The sequence below is a fragment of the Priestia sp. KCTC 13724 genome, assembly GCF_056820425.1.
In genome coordinates this window covers 24,073-32,154 of sequence record NZ_JBXDLD010000082.1, presented here as the reverse complement: position 1 = coordinate 32,154, position 8,082 = coordinate 24,073, and the positions used below count along the sequence as shown (strand labels likewise).

The following is an 8,082-nucleotide window of genomic DNA, read 5'->3' as shown; positions in this document are numbered from 1 at the left end:
ACGGAAGTTAAGTTCTCTAGCGCCGATGGTAGTTGGGACTTTGTCCCTGTGAGAGTAGGACGTTGCCAGATTTTATATTATCGCGGGGTGGAGCAGTCTGGTAGCTCGTCGGGCTCATAACCCGAAGGTCGCAGGTTCAAATCCTGTCCCCGCAACCAAATGGTCCCGTGGTGTAGCGGTTAACATGCCTGCCTGTCACGCAGGAGATCGCGGGTTCGATTCCCGTCGGGACCGCCATCTAAACGAAACAAAAGGTTTCGTCTTTTTTTTTATATTAAAATTATGATCCTTAGGACTGTTCCTAGGGACTTTTTTGTATGTATATGCTGGATATGAGTAGAGAACTGCGTATACAATAGAGGTATAAATTGATTTAGAGAGAGTAAAGTGAGGATTCGAAAAATGAAACCATTAGAAGAGTTTGTCATCCAATCCGCTTCTATTGAAGATACACAAAAGCTAGCCAACCGTCTTGCTTCGCTGCTAGCTCAAGGTGATGTTTTGTTATTAGAAGGAGACTTAGGAGCTGGTAAGACAACTTTTACCAAGGCATTAGCAAAAGGTCTTGAAATTAAAAGGAACGTAAACAGCCCTACATTTACTATTATTAAGGAATATAAAGATGGAAGATTGCCCCTCTATCACATGGATGTATATCGTCTAGGGGATGAATTTGAAGATCTAGGCTTTGATGAATACTTTGAAGGTGATGGTGTTACCGTTGTTGAGTGGGCTCACTTAATTGAAGAGCAGTTACCAAAGGAATTTGTTCAAATTAATATTTATCATGATACGCCTAAAACACGTAAGCTTGTTTGTAAAGCCAAAGGTGCAAGATATATTGACCTATGTAAGGAGCTTTTTAACTATGAAAACATTAGCAATTGATACGTCAAATTTCGTAATGGGCGTCGCATTGGTTGAAGAGAATAAAGTAATTGGAGAAGTAATTACAAATCTGAAAAAGAATCATTCTATTCGCTTGATGAAGGCTATTGAATCGTTGCTGGCGGATTGTGATACATTACCAAAAGAATTAGATAAAATTGTAGTAGCAGAAGGGCCTGGTTCTTATACTGGTGTCCGCATTGGTGTAACCGTGGCTAAAACACTTGCGTGGACGCTTAACATTCCTTTAGTTGGAGTGTCTAGCCTTGAGATTGTAGCTGCTAACGGCCGTTACTTTAACGGACTTATCTCCCCGTTATTTGATGCGCGTAGACAACAAATTTTCACAGGGTTATATCGTTTTGATAATGGACAGGAACTACGTAATGAAGAGAAAGATCAGCTTGTTATTAATGAACAATGGGCTGGAAAATTGAAAGAATACAATGAATCTATTTTATTTATTGGGAATGATATTGAAGCGCATAAAGAAATATTAACTAGCGTATTAGGAGAACAAGCACTCTTTGCATCCGTCTCACAATACAATCCTCGTCCAAGTGAATTAGCTTTTTTAGGTATGCAAAAAGAAGCAACTCCAGTTCATGCTTTTGTGCCTAATTACATTAGGTTAGCCGAGGCAGAAGCAAACTGGTTAAAAGCACAAGAAGCGAAAAATGAGTGAGAAAATGACTATGACAGTGAAATTTCGTCTAATGAAAGTTGAAGATATTGATCAAGTTGTTGAAATTGAAAAACAGGCATTTGCAACACCTTGGAGCAAAGAGGCCTTCTATAACGAATTAACGGCCAATCAATTTTCTACCTACCTTGTAATGGAAATAGAGGAGCAAATTATTGGATATTGTGGAACTTGGATTGTAATTGATGAAGCGCATATTACCAATATTGCTATACTTCCTAAGTATAGAGGAAAAGGGTTAGGATATGCTTTGCTTAAAGCTGCGATGAATGTTGTGCAACAGCTAGGGGCACTTTCAATGACGCTTGAAGTAAGAACATCAAATCATATTGCACAGTCATTGTATAAAAAGCTAGGCTTTGAGGCTGGCGGCATACGAAAAAATTATTATTCTGATAACAATGAAGATGCATTAGTTATGTGGGTGAAATTATGACAAAAGAAAATGAAGTAATATTAGCAATAGAAACAAGCTGTGATGAAACGGCTGTTGCGATTATTCGAGGTGGTACAGAAATTGTTGCAAATGTAGTAGCCTCTCAAATTGAAAGCCATAAACGCTTTGGGGGAGTTGTACCTGAGATTGCTTCACGGCATCATGTTGAGCAAATCACAATAGTTGTAGAAGAAGCTCTACATCAATCCAATATGACATTTGATGATATTGATGCAATTGCGGTAACAGAAGGACCAGGATTAGTAGGAGCATTATTAATTGGTGTCAACGCAGCTAAGGCGTTAGCTTTTGCTCATCAGAAGCCTTTAATTCCTGTACATCATATTGCGGGACATATTTATGCGAATCAACTTATTACGCCATTAAAATTTCCGTTACTAGCATTAGTTGTTTCGGGTGGACATACAGAACTTGTCTACATGAAAGAGCACGTTCGTTTTGAAGTCATTGGTGAAACAAGAGATGATGCAGCTGGTGAAGCATACGATAAAGTAGCACGTACGCTACAGTTACCATATCCAGGCGGTCCTCATATCGATCGTCTAGCTCAAGAGGGTGAACCCTTAATTGATCTACCGCGTGCCTGGTTGGAAGATGGCTCATATGATTTTAGTTTTAGTGGTTTAAAATCAGCAGTTATCAACACTGTGCATAACGCGAAACAAAAAGGTGAAGATATTAATCCACAAACATTAGCAGCTAGTTTTCAAGCTAGCGTAGTTGATGTTTTGGTAACAAAAACAGAAAAAGCTGTTCAAGAATATAACGTAAATCAACTGCTGTTAGCCGGTGGGGTAGCCGCAAATAAAGGGTTACGAGAGGCTCTACAGCAACGATTCGAAAAGTACTCTAATGTAGAGTTAGTTATTCCACCACTCTCTTTATGTACGGATAATGCTGCTATGATTGGAGCAGCAGCCAGCGTTTTATATCGTAAAGATAGAAGAGCGACCATGGCATTAAATGCGAATCCTGGGTTAGTGCTAGAATAGAGGATTGTGGATAATATAGTGGTTATCCACAATTTTCAATCAAATTAGAATTAACTGTGGATAATGCATATATTAAAGCCCATCACCAAAAGGTGTATGGGCTTCTTTTGTGTATAAACTGTTAGCTTTCCTCAATACTTAGCTGAAGTTCTTCCCAATCTTCCATTAATGTGGATAACTCTTGTTGAAAAGTTTGGTTCTCATTGTTTAAAAGCTGAAATTTTTCATGATCTTGGTAAATTACTGGGTCGCATAAAAGCTCTTCATTTTGCTCTAATTTTGCTTCCACTTCAGCAATTCGTTCTTCAATCTCTTCAATTCTTCTTTTTCGCTGCCTTAGAAGCTTTTTTTGTTCCTTATCTTGTATATATGACGTTTTGTCACTTTTCCCTACAGATAGTTCCTGAGCCATATTTGCTGCTTCAAGCTCTTTTCTTTCTTCCATTTCTGCTTTTTTCTCAACGTAGTAGTCATAGTCCCCTAAAAACTCTGTTGTTCCCTCTGGAGACAATTCGATAACCTTGTTGGTAACTCTGTTGATAAAGTAACGGTCATGGGAAACAAATAAAAGTGTACCTGGATAAGAGATTAATGCATTCTCCAATACTTGTTTACTATCTAGATCAAGGTGGTTAGTAGGCTCATCTAGAATTAAAAAGTTTGCTTTTTGCATCATCAGTTTTGCTAAGGCGAGTCTTGCTTTTTCTCCACCACTTAGTGTGGAAACAACCTTTAAGACATCGTCGCCTGAAAATAAAAAATTACCGAGCACAGTTCGAATTTCTTTTTCGGTAGTAGTAGGGTAGTCGTCCCATAATTCATTGAGTACGGCTTTGTTAGACGTCAAGTTTGCCTGTTCTTGATCATAATAGCCTACTGTTACATTAGAACCGAATTGGATTTCTCCTGAAACAAAAGGAAGTTTATTCATTAAGCCTTTTAACAGAGTAGATTTACCAATCCCGTTTGGACCTACTAGGGCAATGCTATCTTGACGAGTAGCACGAAGGTTAATGTTTTTTACAATAAACTGATTTTCTTCATATCCAATGGAAAGGTTGTCAACTTTTAATACTTCATTTCCGCTTTGCCGTTCAATATCAAAGGAAAAGCTTGCACCTTTTTCACCATCGTTTGGCCGATCCATTAGCTCCATGCGTTCTAACTGTTTACGTCTGCTTTGAGCTCGCTTTGTTGTTGAAGCCCTAGCAATATTTTTTTGAATGAAATCATTAAGCTTTGCTACTTCATCCTGCTGTTTTTCAAATTGCTTCATCTCACGCTCATAGCGTTCGGCTTTTTGTGTTAAATAATTTGAGTAGTTACCAGGATATTTATAGGTGGTTTTTTGACTTACTTCATAGACTTGTGTAACCACTTTATCAAGGAAGTAGCGATCATGGGAGACAATTAGGATAGCGCCATCGTAATTTTGTAAAAATTGCTCTAACCAAGCCAATGTTTCAATGTCAAGATGGTTGGTAGGCTCATCTAAAATTAGCAAATCAGGTTTAGTTAATAACAGCTTAGCTAGAGCCAGTCGTGTTTTTTGCCCACCGCTTAGTGTAGAAATAGGGGTGGAGTAATCAAAGTTTGAAAAGCGAAACCCGTGCAGGATTGAACGAATGTCAGCTTCGTATTGGTATCCGCCTAGATCTTTAAAGGAAATTTGAAGCTGATCGTATTCCTTTAAAAGCTTTTCATAGTTGTTGGAATCCTGCTGATAAGAAGGGTCTCCCATTTTTTCTTCAAGCTTTCTTAGTTCTTTCTCCATTTTTTGCAATGGCTTGAAGACGGTTAACATTTCGTCCCAAATAGATAAAGTGGATTCTAACACTGTATCCTGTCCCATGTAGTCAATCGTTGTTTCTTTTGGCTTCATAATCTCTCCACTGTCGTAGGAAAGTTCACCAGAAATAATTTTTAGAAGCGTTGATTTTCCCGCTCCGTTTCGACCAACTAGTGCAATGCGGTCTTTAGATTGAACTTCAAGTTTTATATTTGATAAAATCGGGTCTGCCCCGTAATATTTCGTAATTCCGTTTAACTGTAGAATAATCATCGTTTCACCTCTACTCATTTCGACATAGTGTATTTTAACATATTTTTAAGACAGAAGTATGAATAGGTGCATGTCATAAGCATTTCCACAAAATTATGTGTAGAATTCATTATTACCACATAGACTGTGTTAAAATAAACTATAGACTACTGTTCATGAGTGAATAGAAGGTTCACTTAATGGAAGCGCTATCTAATTTAAAAAGAGAATCTTGCTAAGTCAAGCGGAGATCTGAACGATAGCCATTATATCTATCGTAATTAAGGGGGCACAAGATGAATACAGAAAACTTAAAAATACCACAAGCTACAGCAAAGCGGTTGCCGCTATACTATCGTTTTATTAAAAATCTACATGCTTCTGGTAAGCAACGTGTATCGTCAGCAGAATTAAGCGAAGCGGTGAAAGTAGACTCCGCTACAATTCGTCGCGATTTTTCCTATTTTGGAGCCTTGGGTAAAAAGGGATATGGCTATAACGTCAATTATTTACTAAGTTTTTTTCGCAAAACATTAGATCAAGATGAAGTAACCAAAGTTGCTCTGATTGGTGTTGGTAATCTTGGAACAGCTTTTTTAAACTACAATTTCATTAAGAATAACAATACAAAAATTGAATTTGCTTTTGATGTTATTGAAGAAAAGGTGGGTACTCACGTTGGAGACGTACCTGTTTATCATTTAGATAAGCTTGAAGAACATATGACAGAAGATATTTCTGTTGCGATCCTAACGGTTCCAGCTACAGTGGCACAGCAAATTACGGACCGCTTAGTCAAATGCGGAATCAAAGGTATTTTAAATTTTACCCCTGCCCGTTTAAATGTGCCAAGCTCTATTCGTCTGCATCACATTGATTTAGCCGTAGAGCTTCAGTCGCTGGTTTACTTTTTGAAAAATTACCCTGAAAATAATATATAATAGAATATATATGTAATAAAGGAGGGGAAACCATGGGATTAGGTGCAGGTAGTGTGATTTTAATTGTAATTTTTGCACTTTTAGTTTTTGGACCAAAGAAGCTTCCCGAGCTTGGTCGAGCTGTAGGCCACACGTTAAGGGAGTTTAAAAGTGCCACTAAAGGAATAATGGAAGATAACGAAGACGAGGGCAAGAAGAAAGAACGAAATCAATAGAGGAATGATTGACATATGAACGAACAAGAAATGTCTGTATATGATCACATTGGTGAACTGCGAAAAAGGATTTTAATCGTCGTCTTTTTCTTTTTTATTGCTACAATTGGCGGTTTTTTCTTAGCGGATCGCGTTATTATTTATCTACAATCAGCAGACGAGGCAAGCTCGCTAACAATGAACGCATTTAAATTGACCGATCCGGTTAAGATTTATATGCAGTTTGCGTTTGTAATTGGATGTGTTGTTTCTGCTCCTATTGCGCTCTATCAATTATGGGCATTTATAAGTCCAGGCTTGTATGATAAAGAGCGAAAAGTAACTCTTGGATACATTCCAATTTCAATTATCCTATTTCTTACTGGTATTTCGTTTGCTTACTTTGTTCTCTTTCCTTTTGTAGTAGAGTTTATGATTCGAATAGCGGATAAGCTAGATGTTAACCAAGTTATTGGTATCAATGAATATTTTTCATTTTTATTTCAGCTTACGCTACCATTTGGTCTATTGTTTCAATTACCCGTTGTCATTATGTTTTTAACAAGACTGGGTATTGTGACGCCACAGTTCTTAAGCAGTATCCGGAAGTACGCTTATTTTGTGTTATTAGTCATAGCGGCTTTTATTACACCTCCAGAATTGTTATCACACCTAATGGTTACAATTCCTTTATTCATCCTTTATGAAATTAGCATTATTATTTCTCGCATTTCCTATCGTAAAATGCTGAAACATAGACAACAATATGAAGAAGCCGTTGGAATTTCTTCTGAATAACAAAAAAAGCCCCTGTTGTAAGGGGCCTTTTTATTTCTGAGAATCGTTGCTATTTGACTTTTTATATTGCTCCTGAAGCTTTTTAATCTTGCGGTGCAATGAAAAGGTTCGAATCGCAAAGCGAAAATCAAAAGCAGCGACTAAGGCAAACAAGATAGTTGGTAAGGTCCATACGGTGGTATCGACGCTTAAAATAGCTAAATACGTAAAGAGGATTCCTATAATTAAGTAGATAAATCCTCTGGTTAGAGGGATGTTATTCATAAACCAAGTCCTTTAATAATAAACTGTAGCTGTTCAGCCTGTTTTTGAATTTCAATAATTTCATCCGCAAAAATCGTTTGAACTAACACAACAATCGTGTTCATCAAGACATGAGCTATAATTGGAACAATAATCAGCTTCGTTCTTGCATATAAAAACGCGAATACAAATCCCATAGCCGTGTAAACTAATAAATGTTCGAAATCCCAGTGGACTGCTGCAAATATAAGTGAACTAATAAAGGCTGAAATAAAGAAATTATATTTACGATATAGAGAACCAAAGATGATTTTTCGGAAGATAATTTCTTCTAAAATTGGTCCAATAACGGATGTGACAACAATTAATAAAGGCGTAACTTTCACTAAATTCAAGATCATTTCCGTATTTTCAGAACCAGGTTCAATACCCAATAAGTTCATTTCAATCATGGCAGCCACAGATTGAGAAGCCATTGCTAAAAAGATGCCAAAGATTGACCAGAATATAGCTGTTGGTAAGCCAGCATGTTCATGTCTCATTGACATTTCACGCTTTAACAACAAAAGTACAATTACTAAAGCCAAGCTAAAGCTGATAATTGTCCAATAAGTCATCGCAAGCTGTTTAGCTACTCCAACGGGTTCGTCATTAAACAGTCCGAGGGATAATAATAACGGAATGCCTAAAATGCTAGAAAACTGCATGATGATATAAGTCAGTACGATATAACCATAGCGCTTTTCCAATCTTTCATACTCCTTTAAAAGGTTTTTTATGTATCATTGTCGAAGAACATGTAGGGAAGCTTTTTGATATGTTTCT

General features: G+C 37.2%; 10 protein-coding genes and 2 tRNA genes. 9 read left to right on the top strand and 3 right to left on the bottom strand.

Annotation, left to right across the window (positions count from 1 at the left end):
• Nucleotides 1–81: 81 nt before the first annotated feature.
• From AC1UFB_RS12210 to tsaD, 6 genes are all read left to right on the top strand, one after another.
• Nucleotides 82–158, top strand: a tRNA-Met gene (locus tag AC1UFB_RS12210).
• 3 nt (nt 159–161) lie between these two features.
• Nucleotides 162–237 (top strand) — tRNA-Asp (locus AC1UFB_RS12205).
• A 165-nt stretch (nt 238–402) separates the two neighbouring features.
• On the top strand, nt 403–888 hold the full coding sequence (gene tsaE, locus AC1UFB_RS12200; protein ID WP_061786698.1) for a tRNA (adenosine(37)-N6)-threonylcarbamoyltransferase complex ATPase subunit type 1 TsaE: 486 nt from the start codon (nt 403–405) through the stop codon (nt 886–888).
• On the top strand, nt 869–1,573 hold the full coding sequence (gene tsaB, locus AC1UFB_RS12195; RefSeq protein ID WP_025910003.1) for a tRNA (adenosine(37)-N6)-threonylcarbamoyltransferase complex dimerization subunit type 1 TsaB: 705 nt from the start codon (nt 869–871) through the stop codon (nt 1,571–1,573). The genes tsaE and tsaB overlap by 20 nt, the downstream gene beginning before the upstream one ends.
• A gap of 4 nt (nt 1,574–1,577) precedes the next feature.
• Nucleotides 1,578–2,027 (top strand): ribosomal protein S18-alanine N-acetyltransferase, encoded by a 450-nt coding sequence (rimI, locus tag AC1UFB_RS12190; RefSeq protein ID WP_061786699.1) that lies wholly within the window; start codon nt 1,578–1,580, stop codon nt 2,025–2,027.
• Complete coding sequence (gene tsaD, locus AC1UFB_RS12185) at nt 2,024–3,040, top strand: tRNA (adenosine(37)-N6)-threonylcarbamoyltransferase complex transferase subunit TsaD (RefSeq protein ID WP_100346444.1); 1,017 nt, start codon at nt 2,024–2,026, stop codon at nt 3,038–3,040. Before rimI ends, tsaD begins: the two co-directional genes overlap by 4 nt.
• Before the next feature lie 121 nt (nt 3,041–3,161).
• Here tsaD and abc-f read toward each other — a convergent pair whose 3' ends face one another.
• Complete coding sequence (gene abc-f, locus AC1UFB_RS12180) at nt 3,162–5,102, bottom strand: ribosomal protection-like ABC-F family protein (RefSeq protein ID WP_328101226.1); 1,941 nt, start codon at nt 5,100–5,102, stop codon at nt 3,162–3,164.
• Between the two features lie 275 nt (nt 5,103–5,377).
• Between abc-f and AC1UFB_RS12175 the strand changes: the two genes are divergently transcribed.
• Genes AC1UFB_RS12175 through tatC form a run of 3 tightly spaced genes read left to right on the top strand, consistent with a single transcriptional unit; the run spans nt 5,378 to nt 7,014 of the window.
• Nucleotides 5,378–6,022 carry a redox-sensing transcriptional repressor Rex gene (locus tag AC1UFB_RS12175; protein WP_061786123.1) on the top strand — a complete coding sequence of 215 codons (645 nt, stop codon included), beginning with the start codon at nt 5,378–5,380 and terminating at the stop codon, nt 6,020–6,022.
• A gap of 32 nt (nt 6,023–6,054) precedes the next feature.
• On the top strand, nt 6,055–6,237 hold the full coding sequence (locus AC1UFB_RS12170) for a twin-arginine translocase TatA/TatE family subunit (protein ID WP_025909998.1): 183 nt from the start codon (nt 6,055–6,057) through the stop codon (nt 6,235–6,237).
• A gap of 15 nt (nt 6,238–6,252) precedes the next feature.
• A complete protein-coding gene (tatC, locus tag AC1UFB_RS12165) occupies nt 6,253–7,014 on the top strand; it encodes a twin-arginine translocase subunit TatC (protein WP_025909997.1) in 762 nt (253 codons plus the stop codon).
• Nucleotides 7,015–7,044: 30 nt separating this feature from the next.
• On the opposite strand, the gene AC1UFB_RS12160 is transcribed toward tatC, so the two are convergent.
• Both AC1UFB_RS12160 and AC1UFB_RS12155 read right to left on the bottom strand, forming a co-directional pair.
• On the bottom strand, nt 7,045–7,278 hold the full coding sequence (locus AC1UFB_RS12160; RefSeq protein WP_482589333.1) for a YdiK family protein: 234 nt from the start codon (nt 7,276–7,278) through the stop codon (nt 7,045–7,047).
• Nucleotides 7,275–8,006 carry a CPBP family intramembrane glutamic endopeptidase gene (locus AC1UFB_RS12155; RefSeq protein ID WP_061786125.1) on the bottom strand — a complete coding sequence of 244 codons (732 nt, stop codon included), beginning with the start codon at nt 8,004–8,006 and terminating at the stop codon, nt 7,275–7,277. Before AC1UFB_RS12155 ends, AC1UFB_RS12160 begins: the two co-directional genes overlap by 4 nt.
• Nucleotides 8,007–8,082 lie beyond the last annotated feature (76 nt).